This window comes from Flagellimonas sp. 389 (assembly GCF_018449435.1).
In the GTDB taxonomy this organism is placed as follows: Bacteria; Bacteroidota; Bacteroidia; order Flavobacteriales; family Flavobacteriaceae; genus Flagellimonas.
The window spans coordinates 221,425-245,584 of record NZ_JAHCMU010000002.1; the positions used below are offsets into that span (position 1 = coordinate 221,425).

Genomic DNA, 24,160 nt, shown 5'->3' on the forward strand with positions numbered 1-24,160 from the left:
AATGTACAAAAACAAACCTCTACTACTGTTCATAATCCTAATCCTCTCTTTTTCTGGAGTACGCGCCCAGGAAGAGACCCAATTTGTGGAATACGATGTCCCTTCCCAAAACCTACTCAAGTTCAACAGGTTTTTGATAAACCCGACATTCTCAACAGTTAGAGAGGACAAGTCCTATATCAATCTATTTCATAGAAACCAGTCGGTCTCTTTTAATGATAATAATCAAGTCTACTTTTTGAGTTATAGTGGTAGAGTTGGTGATAGAAGTGGTGTAGGCTTGAGTCTATTCACGAATCGTGAAGGATTGTTCAACAATTTTGGTGTACATACCAACTATGCTTATGGGATTAAATTGAGTGAAAAAAGTAACTTTACATTCGGGGCAAATTTTTCCTATTATCAAAGTGCCTTTAATCAGGATAGGGCAAATGCACTGGATGATGACCCACTTTTAAATAGTTTGGAAAGTAGCTCTTTGATCACCTTTCAACCTGGTTTCAATATTTCTTACGGAAAATTTGATTTTGGTGCTTTTGCCGAAAATCTTTTTGACTACAACCTTAAGAACAGTGAATCGATTACCGATTTCAATGAAAAAACATATTCTGGCCACCTACAATATACCCATCAGTTTGAAAATGCTTCTGGAATATTGGAACAGGCAAGATTGATGCCTTTGGCTAGGGTTCGTCAAGTTGGGCAGGAAGACCTTGTTTTAGGCGGAAGTCTTCTTTTGGATCTTCCCAAACTTGGATGGATTCAAGCTGGATATGATGATTTTTATGGGGCGGCAGCAGGACTTGGTTTTAATTTGAACAGAAACCTTTCTTTAGGTTACACCATTGAAAAAGGTTTGACCAACAACTTTGAAAATTTTGGGGTCAGCCATGAAATTTCTTTAGCTTATTCCTTCACACCAAACTTAACAGAAGATCGAGTGATGCTCGAAAAAGAAGATGAAAGTTTGGTCGAGAATGAAACTACACCCGAAGAAGAGCTTACCATTTCAGAAAAAGACCTTAAAATAGCATATCTAGAAGAAAAATTGGCGGAAAACGATGTCATCTTAGACGAACTACTTTTACGCCAAGACTCCATTGAAACTACTAGAACAAGTGACCTTGAAAGGCGATTTGAGACCGTAATGAAAATGGTGCGAAGAGAAACTCGAGGACAAATGCCCGAGTTGGAAGAAAAAGCAAAGGAGGTCTATTTTGCCAACATGGATAGCGTGGATATCAAATCCAGTAAACAAACCGAGCCTGCCTTAGCAGAAAACGGACTATCTAACACAACGGCAGCAAAAAAAGTAATTCGTCTTAATGAAAGCAGACCCACCAATCTAGCTGAAAACACTACTGCAAAAAGAGATAGAACCAATCGGTATAATACTAAAAAAGTTGGTCGATTTAAAAGGTTTTCGATTCCCAACGTAGAAAGTGGCCATTACCTCATAGCAAATGTTTTTAAAGACGAAAACAACGTGGATTCCTTTCTCGAAGAATTACAGGCACAAGGTATTGATGCTGGCTATTTTGAAAACCCAAAAAACAGTCTTAACTACGTATATCTTAAAGGTTACAGAAGTAAGCAAGATGCTGTAGATGCATATCACTCGCAACTTAATGGCGCTTATCAAGGAGACGCATGGGTCATGAACGTAAACGGAGTTGACTCCAGTTCTAACAATAGATTCAGTTCGATTGCTACAAACAACGGTTCAAACCAAAAGAATAATAACACCCTACACAATAACATAACCAAAACCAAGCGCAAAGGTTCTCAAGTATCATACACCAATTATGATATTGATGGCTTAGGCTCCGGTTTTTATCTCATTGCCAATGTTTTTGAAAAAGCCTCAAATGCAAACCGCTTTGTGAAAAAGCTGAAAGCCCAAGGATTAAACGCAGGTTACTTCGTTAATCCAGAAAACAACTATAGGTACGTGTACATTAAAAGACATGATACATGGACCAACGCGCTGACCTCTTATTACACCAAACTTAATGCTTCGTATGATGACAAAATGTGGATCATGCGAGTAAAACCAAACCTCAATAGTTAGATGACCAATCGATTTATTAGAACAGTTCTATGCCTAATAGGCATATGGTTTATAGGCTCTAGAGTTAATGCTCAAGTAGAAGTTCCGTTTACCCCAAGACTGACAGATTCTTATATAAATATTAAGGGAGATTACACCTTTTTGTCCAATAGTATCATTAATAGGGTTGATGGGAGCAACACTGCAAACGACCCCTATAATGGTGGTTCAAACAACAATGGGTTCCATAGGGATTATATTGATGTGGACTCTGATCCTTCCACCTTTAGTTCGAGCAGTTCCACGCTTACGGTCCCTTTTTGTTCAAGGATATATTGGGCAGGATTATACTGGTCCGCCAACTACCAACAAGAAGTTGTTAGTAATACTCAGATTCCTACTCTTCCACAGAATGATACCAGAAGGTTGGACTTTACACGAATAAAATTTAGAGTGCCCGGTGGTAGCTACATTGACCTTGTTGCCGATAACGACCCCGATCCGGTTGGAGAAGAAGATGCCATTATACATGATGATGTTTCGTTTAAAGATTCCCCCTATACCTGTTTTAAAAATGTAACCAATGAGTTACAGGCACTTGCGGACCCATCTGGAGAATATTTTGTGGGCAATGTAAGAGCAACCCGTGGTAGAAGTGTTGGTGGGGCAGGTGGTTGGACTCTAGTCGTTATTTACGAAAACCCAACATTGACCGGAAAGTACATCTCTGTTTTTGATGGCTATGCCGGTGTAAGTGGAAGTTCAAGTGCCGATATCAATGTATCTGGTTTCAATTCTATTCCTTCAGGGCCCGTAAGGGCAAGATTAGGAGCTAGTGTTGTGGAAGGGGACAGGGGTATTACAGGTGATCAATTTAGAATACAGACTCCTTTAAACCCTGGCTTTACGAATCTTTCAAACGGAGCAAATCCAGCAAACAATTTTTTCAACTCCAATATTACTATTGATGGTGTCAACGTAACGTCCCGAAACATTACGGCGACGAATACTCTTGGATACGATTCTGATATTTTTGAGATAAGTAACCCCGCGAACAGTGTTATCGCCAATGAAGAAACCGATGCCACTTTAAGGCTTCGGACACAGGGCGATGGCTTTGGAGCCTTTTTGGTGACTTTTGGTATAGAAATCATAGAGCCAAATATTGTACTTGAGAAAAAAGTAGAAGATATTGGAGGAAATGACATTACCGGTCAAGGCGTAAACCTTGGGCAAAGTTTAGATTATGTGCTCTCCTTTATCAATACAGGAAACGACGATGCCACCAATTACACGATTAGGGATATTCTTCCTGCAAACGTTACATTGGATAACACCACCATAACAGTACCCACAGGTGTCACTTATACGTATAATGCCGCCACACAAGAAATCATTTTCAATGTTCCAGATAATCTGGTAGAGGAAGGTGATCCTATTTCTGAAATACGAATGCGAGTACAAGTCGCCGAAAACTGTTTTGACTTTGTGGATGCTTGTACCGATATTATAGAAAACGTTGCATTTTCTACATACGAAGGAGTTATAAACGATAACCAAATTAGTGATGACCCCAGTGTATCCGACTTCGATGATTGCGGATTTACAACGCCTGGTGCCACTAACTTTCTTCTGGACGATCTAACGGCATGTAATTTTACAAGAACGGTACTGCTTTGTGGTGCCAATGTGGTGCTCGATGCCGGTGATGGTTTTGACAATTATATCTGGTACCGTGATGAAAATGGAAATAACCAGATTGATGCTGGCGACACTGTTTTAAACGATGGTAACCCAGATTCCGATTTAAGTACGTTAATCGTTGATGAAGCAGCCACTTTCATCGTAGATAAGCAAGTAGCCGATCCATGTAAGGATTTTAGGGAAATCATTGTTGTTGAGCGTTTTGGTGCAACACAATCAAACCCAATTTCAGCATTGATCAACGATACTTCGAATACAGTTGATGGTGAAGTTGTAATCTGTCCCAATGATGGTAGCGAACTTCCAGAAATCTTTTTATGTGGATTAAATGATACCGAGCTCGTACAGATAAACATACCAGATGCAGACAGCATCGTTTGGGAAAGGCTTGACGAAGCAAGCTGTGGCGTTTCTACCCCAGATTGTGCCAATACCAATAATTCATGTACTTGGAATTCTGCTGGTTCGGGAAGTGATTTTCTAGCTTCCGATGCTGGTGAATATCGATTGGTCATCAATTATCAAAATGGATGTTTTAGCCGTTTTTACTTCAACATTTTCAAAAACCCACTAGACCCTCAATACACCACAAGTGACATTATTTGTAATACTGATGGAAACATTACAGTAACCAATATGCCCATAAACTATGAGTATCGATTGATAGATCAAGATACGGGCAGTGAAGTGGTTGCATACAATTCCAACCCTAGCTTTAATATTACGACCAATGGTGCCTATACTGTTGAAATGAGACAACAAGGCGTAACGGATGGTTGTGTCTTTGTTTTGGATAACATTGGTATACTGGATAGGGACTTCCAAGTTGATGTCGACACCAAGGATACGGACTGTAACGGTCTGGGCGAAATAGCCATTTCCATTCTTAATGTTGAAGCCCAATACTACTATGAAGTTGCTCAAGGAGGGACCACCATTGACACCTTTGGCCCTTCAAACGACAACAACTATACTTTCGAAAACCTTAATGATGGTGTTTACGACATCTCTGTCTCTACGGATGATGGCTGTACCTATACGGAACAAGTGACCATAAACGATGTTACCGATTTAGCGGTGACTGCATTGACCACTAAAAATATTGACTGTACCGAAGGAGTAATTACCGTTACGGGTACAGGCGGTTTCCCAAACCCTGAGTACGCTTACGCCATTTGGAGCTACAATGGTGTTGATTTATATACTACTGTAGGTGACATTCCTGGAAGTGCGTATCAAGTTGAGAACGATTTTTTGTTTGTTAACGGTGAAGAAGGCGATTATGAGTTTATAGTGGTCGATGGTAACAACTGTTCCTTTATTTCGAACAGCGTGTCCATTGCAGTTGCACCTTCTGCAGTTTATACAACTGCTACAACGGATGAAACATGTTTTGGAGCTGCTGACGGAACTTTTGAAGTGAATGTTTCCAATTCAAACGGATATGCTTTATCCTACACGTTAACGTATCCGGACACATCTACCTCATCAAACACCTCTGGACTATTTACAGGGTTGCCTCAAGGCAATTATTCCCTGACCATAACACAGACCCAAGGAGCGGTTTCATGTGATTTTATCGAAACCTTTACTATTGGAGGGCAGGCATCAGCAGTAACAGCCGATGCAGACCCAGTGGTAGTACAAGATTATACGTGTTTACAAAATGGTAGTATTGAAGTTCAGAACGTATCGGGGGGCGTTGCACCTTATGAGTATAGTATTGATGGAGTAACCTTTGTCAATGGAGTAGGAGCGGAACGCTTTTCCAACCTAGCGGACGGAACATATACTATTACCGTTAGGGATGCCAATAATTGTACGTTCACAACAAATCAGGTCGTTTTTGAAACTGACCCACCAACCAATTTAGACTTTACCGCATCAACGCCTACTTGTCCTGCATTAACTGCTGATGTAACAGTAACGGTAACCGATGGTATTGCACCTTTCGTTTTTGAAATTACAGCACCTTCTGCTGTACCAGCAACAACAATCACAGGAAACGCTGCAGATTTTGATGGTCTTGCCCCGGGAACGTATACTTTCAGGGTAACTGATAGTAAGGACTGCTCTTATGAAGAAACCTTTACGGTAGACCCTATCTCCGAAATTAATGTTACCGGACAATTAATAAGCAACATCACTTGTTTTACGGACACCGATGGAGAAATAACATTTACCGTTTCGGATTTTAATACCGACTACAATTATACGGTAACAGGACCTTCAAACTTTTCAGCCAATAACCAAACCAATACTTCTATTCCTTTAACCGGACTAGATGATGGAACTTACGATATTACAGTAACGGACAATGTTACAAACTGTACCGCTACAGCAAGTGTTATTGTAAATGCTCCCGCCGCCGCGTTGACTATAGCTGCTTCGGAAACACAACCGACCTGTACAACAGATGGTGGTGTAACATTGACCTCTACTGGAGGATGGGGCGGTAATACATTTACACTTGCCAATCCAGATGCAACTGCTTTTGGAACAAACAGTACAGGTGCTTTCACTGGACTTTCACAGACAGGAACTTACACAGCATCTGTAACCGATGCAAATGGATGTGTAGTTACAACAACATTCAACTTGAATGCCGCTGTCGCTCCTGTTTTGGCCATTGTTCCCAACGATACTTGTTTCGATGATGCCGTTGGTTTGACATTAACGGCAAATGTTACTTCAGGCGGAGATGGAAACTATGAATACAGCTTAAATGGAAGTGCCTTTGGAACCAACAATGTATTCTCTGGACTGACCTCAGGAACATATACCATTAATGTAAGGGATGGTAACAATTGTACAGATTCCGAATCCATAACCATAAATCCTGAGCTCAATGTAATAGCTTCCGCACCTAATATTACTGCTTGTGGAACGGCAACCAATGTTGATATCTCTGCTGTTGGTGGTGATGGGAATTATGTATATGCAATTGTTGCTGATGGTGCTACTGCAACCGGTTTTTCAACAACCAACCCAATTAATGTTACTGGAACAGGTGATTATGATGTTTATGTAAGGGACAATGGAGGTGCTTCCGGGTTCTGTGAAGCTTCATTCGACTTAACCATTGTGCAAGATGCGCCTTTGGCATTGGCCATTTCTGATACGGGAATCCAATGTAGTGGAGAATCGCAGGCTACAATTACTATTACAGCATCTGGTGGAGAAGCTCCTTTTCAATATAGCATTAACAACGGAGGAACATTTCAAGCATCGAACACCTTCGTAAACCAACCTGCTGGAAGCTACAATATACGTGTGAGGGATGCCAATAACTGTACCATAAATCAAATTTATAATATATCCGAGCCGCTCACGCTTTCAGCTTCTGCAGCCGTTACACAGTTAGCGGAATGTAACCCAGGCGTTGGTGCCGAAGTTAGAATTACCAATGAAATTGGCGGAACCGCTCCCTATGAATATAGTTTTGATGGCGGAACCAATTATGGTTCCAGTTCCATAGGCTTTCTTTTACCAGGAACACATACCCTGTACCTAAGGGATGCCAACAATTGTACCTTCGAAATGACAGTTACCATAGAGCCGGAACCTACCCCTCCTGGAGTTACGGCAACAATAGACTATGCATGTGATGGCGAGGGCATTATTACCGTTACACCTGATAATGCAGGTTATAGCTACACTTATGAAATTGATGCAACACCAAATACACCAAATACTTCAAATGTATTTGACAATGTTGCGGTAGGGTCTCATACGATTACCGTTAATTATATCAATAATACACCACCTTCTCCAAGTGTAATCTTACTGGAGAACTTTGGTACTGGACCTAATACACCTATAAGTGAAATCGATGGGGACTATTATTGCTACGAACCACAAGATGGAAGCGCAACGGCATGTGCTGCTATAAATGGACGAACTACAAACAGTGCCAACAGTCGTATCAATGATTTGGAATATTCCGTAACCCAAGTGGTGACGTTACCTTTTAATTCTTGGTTAAGCCCTAATGATGCCTCATTGACGCCTTCTGGCCGATTTTTGGCAATTAATGTTGGTAATCCAGGTGTAAATACTGTAGTTTACGCAAAACGAGGTGTAGAAGTTGTACCCAACCTTGATATAGAAGTTTCTTTGGCCGTATTCAATTTCCTAAGACAAGGTAGATCTGGTCTCGACCCAGATATTCTAATTGAATTGGTAGATGGCTCAAACAATGTTATAGCTAGTGCTACTACCGGATTAGTCCCAAAAAATAACGGTGCCAACGATTGGTTCCGCCCTCCACCAATTTCATTAAACCCAGGTGCCAACAACAATATCGATATCGTAATTAGAACTGTTGCCTCTGGAAATAATGGAAATGATATCGCAATAGATGATATACAAGCCGTACAAATACCCGAGGTCTGTGAAGGTAGTGAAACACTTAATGTAGTAATTGAAGCAGGCAATGCGTTCGGTTCAAATATCACAGCATTTTCAGATATTTCTTGTAATACAGGAACAGATGGAAGTATCACTTTTGAAGTAGAAAATTTTGATACAACCAACGGTTTTGAATATAGGATTGGTTCTACCGGTTCCTTTACCACCTCAACAACAAGCCCCGTAGTTCTTAACGGACTAGCTGCCGGGTCTTATGTTATTGAAGTAAGGGATGTCTTGGACAATTCCTGTTCTATAACTTTAAACCAAACGTTATCAGAACCTAATGCCCTTGTCACAACGGCTTCGGTCACTGAAGTTGCGACTTGTTCCAACGGCGGTGCAACGATTACTGCGTCAGTAACGGGAGGTACCCCTGCATATGAATATCAGCTAGAAGATAATGTAGGTGGTATTATTACGGCATATCAGGCCTCAACCGTTTTTTCTGGTCTAGGAGCAGGCGATTACATTGTAAGGGCTAGGGACACAAACTCTTGTGAAGACCCTATCGATACTGCTATTACCGTAGCGCCTTTCGCATCTATTGCGTTTACCTCCACAGCCTGCTATGGAGGAAACAATGATGGAACCATACAAGTTGATATTACCTCTGGTAATAGTGATTACGAATTTAGTCTTAACGGTGGCCCTTGGGTAACTCCAAGTCCAACTACGGCTACAACATACACCTTTACTGGACTTGCTAACGGAAACTATACCGTTAATGTTAGAGATGGTTTTGGCTGTGAAGGAACATTGCAGAATGTAACTATTTACAGTGCTCCAACAATAGATGTTGTAGATATTAGTACATGTGCCGATGGTAGCATAACCGTAACCGCTCCAGCAGCTTTAACGAACTTGGAATATGCCTTTGTTCCCACGACTACCAGCCCTTCCGGATTGTTTTCAGGCAGTAATACGTTTGCGGTAACTACAGGAAACGATGGTGATTATGATGTATATGTAAGAGATGCTTCTGTAACAAATGCCTATTGTGATTTTATGGAGACCGTAACGGTTGGCCCTGCTACTCCTTTGACAGTGACTAATACCCCAACTGACCCACAATGTCATGATGGAGTAGGGTCAATTCAAGTTGATATCACATCGGGTATTGCTCCATACACAATTGAAATCATCGATTTGGATAATGGCGGAGCATCCAATCAAACCAATACCAACCAACTAACAACGATCAGGACTTATTTTAACCTAATGCCTGGTAACTATACAATTAACGTAACTGATGCAACAGGATGTGTTGTATCTGAAACTCCAGTTACCCTGAACAACCCAGATGAGCTTACAGCAGATATTCTGCCTATTCTTCCTCCTGATTGTGACCCAGATATAAATCTTACTGGATTTGAATTCGATAATTACCCATTAACGCTCTCTGGCACGTTAGAGTTTAGTGCCAATGGAGGTATAGACTGGCAAACCAGTGATACTTTTACTGGAATGGACCCTGTAAATGGAACCATATATGCTTCAGGCACAGTAATAAACCCTTCTATTCGGACTAGAGATGCTTCTAACAATACTTTGTGTCAGATAGACTTACCCGAATACATTATACCCTATCCTCTTGATGACTTGAATATCACGATTTCAGCCATTATTGTGGATTGTAATGACCTTCAAGTAACAGTACAGGGAACCCAAGGTTCTCCAGGTTATGAATATACGTATTCTGATGACCCAGCCAATTTTGATGAAGGACTGGCAACTTGGACTGCGCCAACCGCTGGAAATCATGTCTTTACGGGATTAGTTCCAGGAAGAACCTATGTTTTCTATGTAAGGGATTCAAGTCCTTGTGTGCGACAAAGTACGGTTAATGTAAATGCCGTAGCCCCTCCTCCAGTGGAAATAACCGCAGATGTAACCCCTAGCTGTTTTGGCTCTAACAATGGTCAAATCACCTATACGGTAACAGAAACAAATCCCGGAGAGCTGGGAGGTACGTTCACTTGGAATTTATACGAACTTTCAAATCCAGCGGTTTCCATTAATTCCGGAACCGAAGCTGGGTTTACTTCTGGTGATTCGTTCACCGTTCCAGTGGCTCCAGTTCTAGGACTTGCCGCAGGAACATATTTTGTGGAGATTCAAGGTGCTGCCCCCAATAATTGTATGATTGGTAGCGAAAATGCCATTCTACTGGAACTGGACCAACTTACGGGAACACCTGCAGTGCTTCAAGATATAAGTTGTGATAATCCCGGATTAATCCAAATTCAAAATCCAAATGGCGGTGGCGGAATATATACCTATACTTTGTATCATGATATTAACAATACACCTGCCAACATAGCTGATGATGTAACAATTACAACAACAACGGATAATCCGATTGAAGTTCCAGCAAATTCTGCCGCAGGAAGTTATAGAGTGTCGGTTGAAGACCAATACAGTTGTTCAAACGAACTGGGATTTGTTTCCTTAACATTGACACCAAATCCGACAATCGGAGTCATAACAGTTGATAATTGTAGTGACCCTGCAACGGTTACAATTCCTGCATCAACTACTGCAGCCCAGTTATTCTACTCTTTGGATGGCGGTACGACCTATGTGGATAATGGAGGAATTTTTAACAATGTTACTCCCGGAAGCTACAGTGTTTCTGTTCGAGATAGCAATGGATGTACTGCTTCTGCAGGGCCTGTTGTGGTTCACCCTGTACTTCAAGCAAGTGCAACATTAACTAAGCTATTGGATTGTTCTGGTACTCCAGATGCTCAAATTACGATAGAGGTTTCAGATGGTTCAGGATTATATCACTATGAGATTTCTGATGGTTCAGGAATCGTAACGGCCAAGCAAGTATTGCCGAGCAATCCATTTATCTTTAATACTTCGACTGTAGAAAACTACACTATTACCGTATATGATGAAAATACATCGAGCCCAGCATGTACAAGAGTGTTTAATATAGCAGTAGACCCTGCTATTACTCCTACCTTCAGTGTAACGTCGCATACCGATGCGAGCTGTAATGGTGTTTCTGATGGAACCATCTCCGTAAGTGCTACGGACAACGGAATTGGCCCATACACTTTTGAAATTACTGCAGCAACCGGAATCACTCCGGCTCCTAGTTTGCCTATTGCGCCAACCACGTCAAGTAATGTCAATGCTACATTTACAGGTCTGGTAGGAAATGCTACCGGAGTAACTTACACTATAGAAGTAACAGCGGCGAATGGTTGTACAACTACCCAAACACAGGTAATCTCACAGCCAGATGCTATTGCCAATATCAATGCTACAATTGTTGAGTTTGGATGTACTTCTGGGAACAATGGGGACAATGCTTCCATTACAATTGACGGAGCTTCCATTACAGGAGGTAGCGGAAATTACGTAATCTATGAATTTATCGAAGAAGATGACCCAAATACCGGTGCTATTGAACCTCCAACAATCGTTCAATCTGGAAATAATCAAACTTTTATAGAAACTGATATAGCAGGTGGTGTTTACACTATAAATGTTTACGACGAAAATGGCTGTGTTGGAACCATTTCAGAAACCATAAATCCTTTTGATGAATTGGTATCTGCAAGTGTGACCATCGATACTCCTGCAACCTGTGTTACGGGGGAAGAAATCACGATAACGGCCACTGGTTCTATAACTAACTCAACTGGAACGCCAGCTAATTACGAGTTTAGATTATTGCCTGGAGGAACGTTCCAAGCTTCTGGTAGTTTTACTGGTCTGCCTGTTGGAACCAACAACTTTGAGGTTCGGAATACAGTGACTGGATGTATCATTACAACGTCCCATGACGTTGCAGACCCAGAAGTATTGGATTTAGATGTCGTGAGTACCACAAACATTACCTGTTTTGGTGATGCCAACGGTGAGGTGGAACTAAATCTTCAAGATGCCAGTAGCGTAACATATAGTAATGCTACTAGCTATACTTTATATTATGATGTAAACAACACACCAACAGATTTATTGGATGATGTAACCTCAACAGGAAGTGATGCTGATGGAAGTTTTACCATAACCGGGCTTTTAGCTGGAACGTACTATGTTGAGGTTGTGGACACAAATCCACCAGGCTCTGCGTGTACGTATGGAGAATCGTTTACCATTGCCGGTCCTAATGTTGGTATCTCGGCAAGCACACAAGTTACCGAAGTTACCTGTAATTTAAATGATGGAAGTATCGAAGTAATCAATGCTGCAGGTGGATGGGGCGGATATTCCTACTATGTGGGAACAACGGCACCTTCTGCACCAGCAGACTATGTAGCTTCTCCATTATTCGAGAATCTTTCGGGCGGTGCAACCCCAGGAACAACATATCAGGTTTGGGTAAAAGATCAGTTTGATTGTGAACATCAGTTACCAAATGTAATCTTGGTTGACCCAACACCCATAACGGCAACGTTACAAATCAATGTGGAAAACTGTACCAACCTACAGGGTGAAATAGAAGTTGTTGGAACAAGTGGTGGTCAAAATAGCAACTTTACCTATCAGCTTATCCGAAATGGAAGTACTGTTGGTTCCCCACAACCAAGTACTGTATTCTCTGGCTTAGGCGCAGGTTCTTATGAAGTATTGATTGCAGATCAATGGTCATGTACCACAACAATTGGAACTGCAATTCTTTATGATGAAATGATTGCTACACCTACAGTTGTAAAACCGATTGATTGTACCGTAGATCCAGGAGGTCAAGTAACCATTACCGTTACCGGAGGTTCTTCTAATCTTGATTATGAAGTATTGTTCCCAGATGCAGTTACAACGGCAAATAATACTACTGGAGTGTTTACAGGTCTTACACAAATTGGAACATATACGTTTACTGTAACGGATACCGATACAGCTACACCTTGTACCGCAACAACAACACAGATTTTAGAGGATAAAGTAGATCCTATAATTTCGAATGTAGTAATGGGTCCTGTAAGCTGTAATAGTGGAACAGATGGAAGTTTAACCGTTGAGTTAGATCCTGCAACCGTGACAGACCCAACGTATACGTACGAGCTTTATGAAATGTCGGACTTAGTGAATCCGTTTAGGTTTGCGCAAACGAGCGCTACGTTCGATAACCTTCCTGCAGGGGATTACCGTGTACGCGTAATTTCTTCAAAATCTTGTGATGATTTTTACGATGAAACCGTTACGGAACCAACACTGTTGAATGTTTCTGCTATAGCTACGCCTTTTGCTTGTAATGCAAGTAATACTGTAAACGTTTCCACTATAACAGTTACTGCTTCAGGAGGAACTGGACCTTACTTATATAGTATCGACAATGTAAATTTCCAAACATCGAATACATTCGATATTACGGACAACGGTTCGGTTCAAAATATTACGGTATACGTGACCGATGGGAACTCCTGTCCACAAACCGATGTAGTGGCACCAATTCAACCCATAAATGTATTTACTGCCGCGGTGACACGCGATAACGCCATTAGCTGTAACAATGCTGAAGAAATATTGATTACAGTCACTGACAATGGAGATCCTTCAAATACATATACCTATGAACTATTGCCTACGGGGAATCCATCTGGAACCCAAACGGGCACACCTTCAAATATCGAAGCGGAGTTCGATTTAACAGCTCCCGGCAGCTACACGTTTAGAGTAACGGATACCAATACAGGTTGCTATTTTGATACAGCTCCTTACGAAATATTGCCTTTCGACTTGATTCAGGTTACAGCTACGGCAACTGCACCGGCAGTTTGTTTTGGAGGTGCTGGTACTTTGGAAATAGATATTACCGGATATTCCGGTCCTTATGACTACGAAGTGTTCAATGCTGATGGTACTACAACTACCATTTCCAATAGTGGAAACACATCTACCAATCCATTGTCCATAACCGACCCATTGTTGGTAGGCGGCAATTACTTTGTGAGAGTAACACAAACCAGTAATCCACTGTGTGTTGAAGATTCAAATACGATTACCATTGTTTCTCCGGACAGGCCATTGACCGCAACTCCTGTTGAAGTTGCTAATGTAACCTGTACAAATGATCAGGGTGAAATAGAAGTGTCTCCTGATGGTGGATATCCACCGTATGACATTCAGTTGACCAATACGACCACAACCCAAGTGTACAATGCTACCAATGTGGCCAGCTTTGTGTTCTCTGGGCTTTCGGCAGGCTCCTATACTGTACAGATTACAGACGATATTGGTTGTGTTATTACCCCAGCTGTGCCTACCTTAGTTGCTCCTACGCCAATTACCGCAACAATTGCGGGTAGTCCGGCAGTACTTACTTGTTTTGGAGATACCAATGGTAGTGTAACCGCGACAGCTACGGACGGTAGTGGAAACTATCAATACCAATTGAATGTTTTTGAAAACCTGTCAGATACCACACCTGTTTCAAGTTCTGGTTTCCAAACCGGTGACACCTTTAACAATCTTGGTGCGGGCATTTACAGTATAACTGTCGCTGATGGTTGGAACTGTGATGACGAAACGCCAAAATTTGAGATTCGACCCACTGATGAAGTCGAGGCTTCATTGATACAGACCGCCCAAGCCACATGTGGCACAAATGGAAGTCTATTGCTAACGGCTATAGGTGGAAATACAGGTGGAACTTATCAGTATTTTGATACCAGTACGTCTACCTGGACAAATTTTGATAGTGGAAATACCCATGCCTTTACCAATATGGTTCCTGATACATATCAATTTTTAGTAAGGGATTCCAATGGCTGTGAGGCGATGATATCAAACCAGATTAGCATAGATCCTGTTATTCCTTTGGATGCTATTATTGACGACAGTGCCGCAATTATTAATTGTGCGGGTGAAGCTTCTGCTACGATTCGTGCTACAGCTACGGGCGGATTGGGAAGTTATTCTTATGAACTGTTTACAGATGCTGGTTTGACGAATTCAGTTACAGGAAGTTCTCAGCCTTCAGGTGAATTTAATGGATTGCTTGCGGGAACCTATTTTGTGCACATTACCAGTATGGATTGTACATATACCAGTACTGTAATAAACATTATAGATCCTGCTCCATTACAAATAGATAGACAAGAATCTACCAATGTAACTTGTTCAGGTCTTGAAGATGGTACTATAACTGTTGAGGTTTCCGGTGGAACAGGTGATATCGTTTATGCCATTACGCCAAACTTAAACCAGTTTGATTCGGTAAGCACCTTTACAGACCTTGCTCCAGGTATTTATGATGTAATAGCTCAAGATAGCAATGGTTGTTTTGAAGTATTCCAATTCGAGATAGAGCCCGCAACGCCAATTGAAGCAAATGCTATCAATGTAATGGACGAAGTTTGTTTTAATAGCGAAGATGGTTCCTTTGAGGTAAATATTACCGGAGGTACAGCTCCATACGAAACAGCCCTTAACTCTAATTTGGATTCAGATTATGTATTGGGAAGAACATTGTTCGAAAATCTTCCCGCTGGTACACACGTTGTGTTTGTAAGAGATGCCCAGGGATGTGAATCGAATGTATTTGTGGAAATAAATCCTGGTGTAAACTTAGCGGCTACCGTAACTCCAATCTATGAGTGTTCAGGTAATTTACCTACCAATCGTTTAGAGATTGTATTTGAGGACCCAACGGTTGCAAGTGAAGTGCTGTACGGAATGGATACAACAGATCCTGCTGCAATGCAATTGGCACCTGATTTCAGCAATATTGCTCCTGGTGAACATAGTCTTACTATTTTACATTCCAATGGTTGTCCTAATACGATTACTTTCAGCATAACTGCATTTGAACCTCTAGAATTGGTATTGGAAAATAGCAATATTAATGAAATCACCGCTACCGCTACCGGAGGATTGGAAGACTATACCTTCTATTTTGGTGATATAGATAATGGTGATGACAATACTTTTATTATCAATAAAACTGATACCTATACGGTTAGAGTAGTAGACCAGAACGGATGTGAGACAACAGCAGAGATATTTTTGGAGTTCATAGACATTGAAATTCCTAATTTCTTTACCCCAGATGGCGACGGATTGAACGATACTTGGATACCAGAAAATCTTGAAGCATTCCCCAACGTACTAATGATCATTTTTGATCGTTATGGTAGAGAGCTCTATCGCATGGGATATGGCGATAACGGATGGGACGGAGCATATCAAAATAGTGACCTTCCCACAGGAGATTACTGGCACATCATAAAGCTCCAGGGCGAGACTGATGACCGTGAATTTATTGGACATTTTACCCTATATCGACAATGATAGCTTAACCTACAGCAGCATGTTTAAAAACCTCTATACCCCAATTTTTACTCTTTTGCTCACCCTTGGTGTTTCAGCGCAGGAGTTGACCATTCCCCAACTGTCACAGTACATTGCGGATAACCCTTTCATAATGTCCCCTACCTATGCTGGAATCGGTGACCATATAAAGGTTAGACTTACAGGCCTTACCCAATGGGTGGGTATAGAAGATGCCCCTGATACTCAAACTTTAGCAGCGGATGCTAGAATTGGTAACCGATCTGGTATTGGAATGTTATTGTACAATGATAGTAATGGTGAAACAAAGCAAAGGGGATCTAGACTTACTTTTGCCCATCACCTTACGCTAAATCGATACGATGATATCTTTCTTTCTTTTGGAATCTCTTACAACTTTAACCAGTTTAGGATAGATGTCGAAAACTTTAGGGATAGCAATGGACAGCTCCCAACGGATGATAAATCGACTACCAACCATAACTTTGACCTTGGTTTTTTATATCGATACAATAAATTTTATATCACCTTAAATGCATCCAATATTCTGAACAAGAACTTGGAGCAGTTCAATCCTGTTTTTGAACCCAACACGTTAAGAAATTACTATGCCTATGCAGGTTATAGTATTTCTAAAAGTAAAAACAGTAAACTTGAAATAGAACCTTCCGTGTTTTTCCAATGGTTTGAAAGTGATGGCCGTTCGGTAACAGATTTAAATACGAAATTCAGGTTTCATGATTTTGAGGATTATTACTATGTAGGACTTACTTACCGTTTTTTGAATGACCAGATAGGAAAGCCATTATACATAGCACCTATTGCCGGTCTGAAGAAAAGTAACTTTTATTTTGGATATTCGTATCAAGTAATTACCAATGAAATCCTGGGGTATAGTTCAGGAACACATGTACTGACTGTAGGTATGGATCTGTTCCAAGGTCTAAGCAATTGTAGGTGTATGTACTAATTATTTGATTTGAACTATTTTTGTCCGTCTTAATTTAAGGATAGTGGGTAAAATTAGATTGAACAACATTAGGGTACACTCCAATCACGGATGTCTCAAAGAAGAAATGCTTATTGGTAGCGATTATAGGGTAGATTTAGAAGTAACGGCTGATTTATCAAAACCGGCTCAATCCGATAAACTTAACGAAACCGTTGACTACGTTCATTTAAACAATATTGTGAAAGAAGAAATGGGTATACGTTCCAACCTTTTGGAACATGTCGCCAAACGTATCATCGATAGAATATTTTCGGAATTGCCCGCTGTTAACAATGCAGAAATAGAGGTATCAAAAATAAATCCACCTATTGGTGGCGATGTGGAAAGCGTTTCGGTGAAAGTTGAATATACTCGGTAAATAGCTGTATGCGAACAGCGTATTAGTATTACGCTTTTATTAAATTTGCGTTATCAAATGGCATTGTGGTCGAATTGGATAGACAAGGTCCTGCAAGGACTTTTATGGTGGTTCAAGTCCACCCGATGCCTCTAAGTTGTTTCAAAATTAAGAAACTTACTTTTACATCAGTTCCCGAAGGTATTTCATAAATTATTTATAGATTTGCTCCACTTAAATTGGCATCGTGGCCGAGTGGCTAGGCACAGCTCTGCAAAAGCTTGTACAGCGGTTCGAATCCGCTCGATGCCTCAAAAAAAGCTCAACAGACTTGTTGGGCTTTTTTCATTTATTCTATCTATTCCGTCTTGTATATTGAATTTCTCTTTGGGCAAAAATCCTTTGGTTATCAAAACAATTCCACAAACAATGATAACGATTCCCAATCCTTTTTTTATCAAAACTATTCTCTCTTGGGTCAAATATCTCTTTAACTGTTTTGCAAGAATAATTTTTATCAAATCCGTTATAAAATAGAAGATGATAACGGTACCAAAAAAGACCATAATCCGGTTACCATCATTATCTAGGCTTGGACCTACTATCACAATTAATCCCAACCAAAAAGCCAGTACTCCTATGTTGATAAAGTTCAATAAAAACCCTTTTACCATAAGACCTAGATACGTACCTGTAGATGCTTTTATGTTTGCCTTTTTTTTGGTCTTCTTTATAAAAATTACTAATCCATAGACAAGTAAAATCGTTCCACCAAAAACAAACAGACCTGGCTGGTTGCTCAAATTTTCCAATAATTGAAAACTACTAAAGTACGCTATGACCAAAAATACAACATCCGCTATGATAACGCCTATATCAAAAGCAACCGCCGCTCTAAAACCTTTGATTGCACTGGTTTCCAACAGCACAAAGAAAACAGGCCCTATCATAAAGCTCAATAGGAACCCCAGAGGAATCGCTGCCTGAATGTCATCTATCATTTTCCTTAATCTAAGCGTTTTATTTTTCCACCAAAAACAGTTTTTTCATCCATTTTCTGTGGATTTCCATATACCAATACTTCTCCACCTGCCTTAACATCTGCCTTAACATAGTCAGTTGCATAAATTTTTGCATTTCCTCCTGCATTCACAGATACTGTTGTTAGCCTTGTTTTAAATTCTTTTCCATCATATGTTCCTCCGGTATTGATACGTACATCTTGATTATCTGAGAAACCCTTCGCGGTAATATCTCCTCCTGTAACTGATTTTATCAACAATTGTTCTGTTTGACAACTGATCAAAAGTTCTCCCCCTTCTTGTGCTTTCAGTTCTAATACATCCTGAATTATCAGTTCTTCAGATGATATTCTCGCATCTTCATTAACATCGATTACTTTTACTTCTTCGGTATGGTACAAATCAATAAATGTTCTGTATCCACTGAAAATCTTGTCTATTTCCATTCGCAATTTCAATACTCCAGCATTATTGACGATTGCAACTTTCTTGGTGTTCGCTCCTGTTATGACAGCCCTATTTACATCTGATTTGATAAGGTTAATAGAAAGTCCATCAAATCCCTTCACCTCAGTAAATTTTTTGAGTTCCTGTGTTATCTTTTCATCTTGTGCATACAATGCTTGGAGCGAGACAACCAACAATAAAATCTTTACTACTTTCATCTGTTAAAATTTGATTCTCAAAAGAATAACACGTTTTATTCCAAAATAGTATTACTTTTCCTACCGATCAACGAAAAATCTAAATGCCGTTTTACCAAATCTGTATGCTTTACCATTACATAAACTTCATCACCTAATTGGTACATACGTTTTGTTCGCTCGCCTATGATGGCATATTGTCTTTCATCAAATGTATAATAGTCATCTTTAATATCGCGTATTCGTACCATACCTTCACATTTATTTTCGACTATTTCCACATAAATGCCCCATTCTGTGACTCCGGATATGACACCCAGAAATTCTGAGTCCTTATGGTCCTCCATGAACTTGATCTGCATGTATTTTATAGAATCCCGTTCTGCGCTTGCCGCAAGAATCTCCATACTGGAGGAATGTTTACATTTTTCTTCGTAGACCATTTCTTTTGGCGGTTTTCCACCATCTAAATAATGCTGTAACAGTCTATGTACCATTACGTCTGGATATCTTCTTATGGGCGATGTAAAATGCGTATAGTATTCAAATCCCAAACCGTAGTGCCCTATATTTTCTGTGGTATAGGTTGCCTTGCTCATACTTCTAATGGTAAGGGTATCCACAAGGTTTTGCTCTTTCTTTCCCTTTACGTCCTTCAAGAGTTGATTTAAAGAGCTGTTAAGACTCTTTTTGTCCCTAAGGTTTATACTATGACCAAATCTTGAAATAACTCCGTTTAGCGCCATTAATTTTTCTTCGTCTGGCTCATCATGAATACGGTAGACAAAGGTTTTCTTTTGTTTACCTATAAATTCTGCGACTTTTTTATTTGCCAAAAGCATGAACTCTTCAATCAATTTATTGGCATCTTTTGCTTCTTTAAAATAAACACCTTCTGGTTCATTGTTTTCGGATAAATTGAATCTTACCTCAATTTTATCAAAAGAGATGGCACCATCGTCCATGCGTTGTTTTCGCATTATTTTGGCCAATCTATCAAAAGTCAATGTTGCTTCCACAACTTCGTCAGAGACTTTATAACCCGACTCCCTAATAGAGATATCGTCTGGAATTGTTCCTTTTCCTGTCTCTATAATGTGCTGTGCTTCTTCGTAGGCAAATCGTTCGTTGGAATCAATTACCGTTCTCCCAAACCATTGCCCTATCAAATTTGCTTTGGAGTCCATTTCAAAAACAGCGGAAAATGTATATTTATCTTCGTTTGGTCGAAGGGAACACGCATTATTGGACAACACCTCGGGCAACATGGGAACCACTCTATCCACAAGATAAACTGAAGTTGCCCTTTCATATGCTTCGTCTTCCAAAACTGTATTTGGTTGTAAATAATGAGAAACATCCGCAATATGTATACCTATTTCATAATTACCGTTTTCCATTTTTTGAAAGGAAAGCGCATCATCAAAATCCTTGGCATCTTTGGGATCTATGGTAAATGTGAGCACATCCCGCATATCCCTTCTTTTTGCAATTTCAGATTCCTTAATGGAGGTATCCAACGTATTGGCAAATTGCTCGACTTCATACGGAAATTCATAAGGCAGTCCGTACTCTGCCAAAATGGAGTGTATTTCGGTATTGTGTTCTCCTGGTTTGCCAAGAATTTGTGTTACCTCTCCGTAAGGTGAATCTGTATTATCCGGCCATTCTCCTAAATCTACCAACACTTTATCCCCGTCTTCCGCTTTTTTTAGCTTTTCCATGGGCACAAAAATATCTGTATACATTTTTGGGTCGGACGGTCTTATAAACGCGAACGTCTTTTGTTTGTCAACAATTCCAACATAGGAGTTTTTTTTGCGCTCAATAACTTTTGATATTTCTCCCTCCGCTTTTTTTCCTTTGCGTTTAGGTTTAAGAAAAACTTCAACAGTATCGCCGTGCAATGCTTTGTTCAATCTATTGTAAGGAACAAAAACGTCATCATCCAAATCATCAACTACAATGTAGGCGTTTCCACTGGTAGTCAAATCAACCTTTCCTGTAAAATACGTGTGGAGTGAAGGTTTCTTCTTAAACTTTCCTTTCTCTTCCTCTATAATTCTATCACTTGCTTTGAGCTGACCCAAACGCTTAATAAGTTCGTTACGCCCTTGTGTATCGGTAATACCAAGCTTTGCACTGATCTGTTTATAATTAAAGGTTTTTGAAGGTTCTTTTTCAAGTACTGTAAAAATGCCTCTGGTAATCTCGTTCTTTCGCTGACTTCTGGTCCTCTTCTTTTTTTTTGACATTTATAATTTTAATTTTTCGAAAAGTACAAATTATAATCCTTGACCTTAGTACGAACAGAAACTAATCGCAAATGAAAACTGATTTTATCAACAATACATATTATTACTATTTTTCTTTTTTAAAAATTTAAATAAAAATGGTGATTATGATAGTGTGTTGAAATGTGGAATAAATTATCTGAAGAAAAGTTGCTCTGAACATAGAAAAGTTTTTGTTCACAATTTGTCACATGGAATAAAATGTATAAATCAAATAGTTACGTTTTTTATAAACCATATTTGATAAGTGTTTTCAACATGGATTTATTGAAAAGTAAATGTATTTTTAATGTTAACTAGTGTTATAAAATGTTTCTTAAGTGTTGATTAATTTTTAATTGAATAGTGGTTAACGATTACCAAAAAAATCTTATTGACATTATTTTTCTAAAAATCAAAATTTAGTTGCTGCTATTTCTTTTAAAAAGATCAACAAAAACAGGGATTTTGCAATTGTCTGTGTTCTAACGTAATAAAGGTACTTAATAGTTTTTATCAACATGGCTCCATAAAAAGAATTGTACTTTTGTAATGTACCCCAATTAAAACAATATATATGAAAATAGCCATTGGTAATGACCATGCAGGAACAGAATATAAACTTGCCATAATAGGATTGCTAAAGTCGAAAGGAATAGAAGTTATCAATTATGGTACGGACGGAACTGAAAGTGTAGATTACCCAGATTTTGTGCATCCTGTTGCAACGGACGTTGAAGAAGGGAATGTAGATATGGGGATTGTGGTTTGCGGTAGTGGAAATGGTGCAAGTATGACCATCAACAAACACCAAAACATACGAGGTGCCCTTTGCTGGACAAAAGAGATTACAGCTTTGGCACGAGAGCATAATGATGCTAATATTTTAAGTCTCCCTGCACGTTTTATAGCACTTTCACAAGCATTGGATATGGTAGAAACGTTTTTAAATACAAAGTTTGAAGGTGGGAGACATGAGAGAAGAATCGAAAAGATTCCATGTAGGTAAATAAAAATACATGGGGCACCACCATCACCATCATGGCCACTCACATTCCCACGGAGATTTAAAAGGAAGAAACTTACTCATCTCCATTTTTCTCAATATAGCTATTACAGTATCTCAAGTAATAGGTGGAATAATCTCTGGGAGTCTTGCGCTATTGTCAGATGCATTGCATAATTTTAGTGATGTTCTTTCCTTGATCATAAGTTACATTGCCACTCGTTTAGGAAAAAAGAAAGCGTCTTCCCTTAAAACATTTGGGTATAAAAGAGCAGAAATAATGGCTGCATTTATTAATGCGGCAACATTGGTAGTGGTTGCTATCTTTCTTATGGTCGAAGCGGTTGAAAGACTCATTGAACCTAAGGAAATAGCATCGGATTTAGTGATTTGGCTTTCTCTATTAGGTATTGCTGCCAATGGATTTAGTGTTCTATTGTTAAAAAAGGATGCTAAGGATAATATGAACATGAAGTCTGCTTATTTGCACCTATTGACAGATATGATGGCTTCGGTCGCTGTGCTTATTGGTGGAATTTTAATGAAGTTTTACCAAGTTTTTTGGATTGATGCAGTTTTGACCATGGCCATTGGTATCTATCTAATTTATATGGGGTATGATCTATTGAAAGAATCCACTAAAGTATTAATGTTGTTCACACCAAAATCAATCGTGGTGAAGGATATTGTAACTTCTATTTGTACTATTGAGCCTATCAAAAATGTACATCACGTCCATATTTGGCAATTGAATGATGACGAAATCCATTTAGAAGCTCACATAGATTTCAAAGATGACATCAAACTTTCCGAATTTGATGAAATCTTGGAAAAAATAGAAGAACACGTTTACCATAAACATGGAATCAATCATGTGAACATTCAGCCAGAATTTGACAAATGCGATTCTAAAAATATCATTGTTCAGGATTAATGAAAGTAGGTAGCAAAACATTTAATGAACTTTCCAACAAGGAGCTCTACGATATCATGCGGTTACGGAGCGAAGTATTTGTTGTTGAGCAAAACTGCATTTATCAGGACTTGGATGATAAAGACCAAAAAGCGCTGCACGTCTTTGGTAAAAAAGATGAAAAGATCGTTGCGTATACCAGAATTTTTAAACCAGGGGATTATTTTGATGCTACAAGCATAGGAAGGGTAGTGGTCGCCAAAGAGGAAAGGAAATATGGTTACGGTAAACTGATTATGGAAGCATCTCTAGCAGAAATAAGCAAAAGGTTTTCGGATGTGGCTGTTGAGCTATCGGCACAGACCTATCTTGTAAAGTTTTACACCGATTTAGGTTTTGCTTCGTATGGAGAAGAATATTTAGAGGACGGTATTCCCCACATTAGAATGAAGAAAAGTTAGAATTTAATCTCACTGTTTTTAATTTTCCAAGGTTTGCTTTTTCCATTTTGGGATTAATGGACACGAATTACACAA

At 39.6% G+C, this 24,160-nt stretch carries 10 protein-coding genes and 2 tRNA genes; 9 read left to right on the forward strand and 3 right to left on the reverse strand.

The annotated features are described in order from the left end of the window. Nucleotide 1 precedes the first annotated feature (1 nt). The 6 genes from KIM67_RS02680 to KIM67_RS02705 all read left to right on the forward strand — a co-directional run bounded on the left by KIM67_RS02680 (nucleotide 2) and on the right by KIM67_RS02705 (nucleotide 18,078). Nucleotides 2-2,071 (forward strand): type IX secretion system membrane protein PorP/SprF, encoded by a 2,070-nt coding sequence (locus tag KIM67_RS02680; RefSeq protein ID WP_213829821.1) that lies wholly within the window; start codon nucleotides 2-4, stop codon nucleotides 2,069-2,071. Then, a complete protein-coding gene (locus KIM67_RS02685) occupies nucleotides 2,072-16,417 on the forward strand; it encodes a T9SS type B sorting domain-containing protein (protein WP_213829822.1) in 14,346 nt (4,781 codons plus the stop codon). A 19-nt stretch (nucleotides 16,418-16,436) separates the two neighbouring features. Next, a complete protein-coding gene (locus tag KIM67_RS02690) occupies nucleotides 16,437-17,387 on the forward strand; it encodes a type IX secretion system membrane protein PorP/SprF (protein WP_250149122.1) in 951 nt (316 codons plus the stop codon). Nucleotides 17,388-17,430: 43 nt separating this feature from the next. Beyond that, nucleotides 17,431-17,787, forward strand: a complete 357-nt coding sequence (folB, locus tag KIM67_RS02695) for a dihydroneopterin aldolase (protein WP_163417158.1) — start codon at nucleotides 17,431-17,433, stop codon at nucleotides 17,785-17,787. 59 nt (nucleotides 17,788-17,846) lie between these two features. Further along, nucleotides 17,847-17,918: transfer RNA gene (locus KIM67_RS02700), tRNA-Cys, on the forward strand. Between the two features lie 89 nt (nucleotides 17,919-18,007). After that, nucleotides 18,008-18,078, forward strand: a tRNA-Cys gene (locus KIM67_RS02705). Here KIM67_RS02705 and KIM67_RS02710 read toward each other — a convergent pair. Genes KIM67_RS02710 through rnr form a run of 3 tightly spaced genes read right to left on the reverse strand, consistent with a single transcriptional unit; the run spans nucleotide 18,078 to nucleotide 21,687 of the window. Beyond that, nucleotides 18,078-18,767: a LysE family translocator gene (locus tag KIM67_RS02710; RefSeq protein ID WP_213829824.1), complete on the reverse strand. Its 690-nt coding sequence runs from the start codon at nucleotides 18,765-18,767 to the stop codon at nucleotides 18,078-18,080. The two genes, KIM67_RS02705 and KIM67_RS02710, sit on opposite strands and share 1 nt — an antisense overlap. A gap of 5 nt (nucleotides 18,768-18,772) precedes the next feature. Next, complete coding sequence (locus KIM67_RS02715) at nucleotides 18,773-19,453, reverse strand: head GIN domain-containing protein (RefSeq protein ID WP_213829825.1); 681 nt, start codon at nucleotides 19,451-19,453, stop codon at nucleotides 18,773-18,775. Nucleotides 19,454-19,488: 35 nt separating this feature from the next. Further along, nucleotides 19,489-21,687, reverse strand: coding sequence for a ribonuclease R (gene rnr, locus KIM67_RS02720; protein WP_213829826.1), 2,199 nt, complete (start codon nucleotides 21,685-21,687; stop codon nucleotides 19,489-19,491). A 595-nt stretch (nucleotides 21,688-22,282) separates the two neighbouring features. Between rnr and rpiB the strand changes: the two genes are divergently transcribed. Genes rpiB through KIM67_RS02735 form a run of 3 tightly spaced genes read left to right on the forward strand, consistent with a single transcriptional unit; the run spans nucleotide 22,283 to nucleotide 24,085 of the window. After that, nucleotides 22,283-22,714, forward strand: coding sequence for a ribose 5-phosphate isomerase B (rpiB, locus tag KIM67_RS02725; RefSeq protein WP_213829827.1), 432 nt, complete (start codon nucleotides 22,283-22,285; stop codon nucleotides 22,712-22,714). Between the two features lie 10 nt (nucleotides 22,715-22,724). Beyond that, on the forward strand, nucleotides 22,725-23,645 hold the full coding sequence (locus KIM67_RS02730) for a cation diffusion facilitator family transporter (protein ID WP_213829828.1): 921 nt from the start codon (nucleotides 22,725-22,727) through the stop codon (nucleotides 23,643-23,645). Continuing rightward, nucleotides 23,645-24,085 (forward strand): GNAT family N-acetyltransferase, encoded by a 441-nt coding sequence (locus KIM67_RS02735; RefSeq protein ID WP_213829829.1) that lies wholly within the window; start codon nucleotides 23,645-23,647, stop codon nucleotides 24,083-24,085. The genes KIM67_RS02730 and KIM67_RS02735 overlap by 1 nt, the downstream gene beginning before the upstream one ends. Nucleotides 24,086-24,160 lie beyond the last annotated feature (75 nt).

What these genes read in the sequence shown, in the direction of transcription:
- KIM67_RS02680 (WP_213829821.1), top strand. Translation starts at nt 2, where the DNA reads ATGTACAAAAACAAACCTCTACTACTGTTCATAATCCTAATCCTCTCT.
- KIM67_RS02685 (WP_213829822.1), top strand. Translation starts at nt 2,072, where the DNA reads ATGACCAATCGATTTATTAGAACAGTTCTATGCCTAATAGGCATATGG.
- KIM67_RS02690 (WP_250149122.1), top strand. Translation starts at nt 16,437, where the DNA reads ATGTTTAAAAACCTCTATACCCCAATTTTTACTCTTTTGCTCACCCTT.
- KIM67_RS02710 (WP_213829824.1), bottom strand. Translation starts at nt 18,767, where the DNA reads ATGATAGATGACATTCAGGCAGCGATTCCTCTGGGGTTCCTATTGAGC.
- KIM67_RS02715 (WP_213829825.1), bottom strand. Translation starts at nt 19,453, where the DNA reads ATGAAAGTAGTAAAGATTTTATTGTTGGTTGTCTCGCTCCAAGCATTG.
- rnr (WP_213829826.1), bottom strand. Translation starts at nt 21,687, where the DNA reads ATGTCAAAAAAAAAGAAGAGGACCAGAAGTCAGCGAAAGAACGAGATT.
- rpiB (WP_213829827.1), top strand. Translation starts at nt 22,283, where the DNA reads ATGAAAATAGCCATTGGTAATGACCATGCAGGAACAGAATATAAACTT.
- KIM67_RS02730 (WP_213829828.1), top strand. Translation starts at nt 22,725, where the DNA reads ATGGGGCACCACCATCACCATCATGGCCACTCACATTCCCACGGAGAT.
- KIM67_RS02735 (WP_213829829.1), top strand. Translation starts at nt 23,645, where the DNA reads ATGAAAGTAGGTAGCAAAACATTTAATGAACTTTCCAACAAGGAGCTC.